Source organism: Paenarthrobacter sp. 10L420, assembly GCF_056395385.1.
In genome coordinates, this window is sequence record NZ_JBFTJK010000067.1 from 1 (window position 1) to 950 (window position 950).

General features: G+C 66.1%; 1 protein-coding gene. It reads right to left on the reverse strand.

The window, feature by feature from the left end:
- Nucleotides 1-950: transketolase-like TK C-terminal-containing protein (locus AC1DD5_RS25685; RefSeq protein WP_477523131.1), on the reverse strand; the 950-nt coding region annotated here is incomplete at both ends.

The window sequence follows — 950 nt, forward strand, 5'->3', positions numbered from 1 at the left end:
TTGAAGTAGCGGCGGGCGGCTTGGCGGGTGTCGGAGAAGCCGAAGCCGTCTGCTCCGAGGGAGGCGAAGTCGTTGGGGATGAATTGGCGGATTTGGTCGGGGACGGCTTTCATGTAGTCGGACACGGCGATGACGGGTCCGGTGGTGCCTGCGAGTTGTTCGGTGATGAAGGGGGTGCGGGCGGGTTGGCCGGGGTTGAGGAAGGCGTGTTCTTCGGCGGCGAGGCCGTCGCGTCGCAGTTCGTTCCAGGACGTCACGGACCAGACTTCGGCGGCGACTCCCCAGTCCTCGGCGAGGATCCGGGCGGCGTCCAGGGCCCAGGGCACGGACACGCCGGAGGCGAGGATGTTCGCGGTGGGGCGGTTGGGATTTGTGCTGGTGTCCCCGGTGGTGTTTTCCGGGGCGGGCGCGAGGCGGTAGATGCCTTTGAGGAGCCCGTTGATGTCCAGGGTCTCGGGTTCGGCGGGTTGGGTGATGGGTTCGTTGTAGACGGTGAGGTAGTACATCACGTTACGGTCTTCACCGGTGCCGGTGCCGGTGGCCTCGGTGTCGGGTCCGTACATTTCTTCGAGGCCGTGGCGGATGATGTGGCCGATTTCGTAGCCGTAGGCGGGGTCGTAGGTTTTCACGGCGGGGTTGGTGGAGGCCAGGATGGGGGAGTGCCCGTCGGCGTGTTGGAGTCCTTCGCCGGTGAGGGTGGTTCGTCCTGCGGTGGCGCCGATGATGAAGCCGCGGGTCATTTGGTCTGCTGCGGCCCAGAAGGAATCTCCGGTGCGTTGGAAGCCGAACATGGAGTAGAACACGTAGATCGGGACCAGGGGTTGGCCGTGGGTGGCGTACGCGGTTCCGGCGGCGGTGAACGCTGCGACGGCGCCGGCTTCGTTGATGCCGGGGTGGATCAGTTGCCCGGCGGGGGATTCCTTGTAGGCCAGCACGAGGTCCCGGTCCAC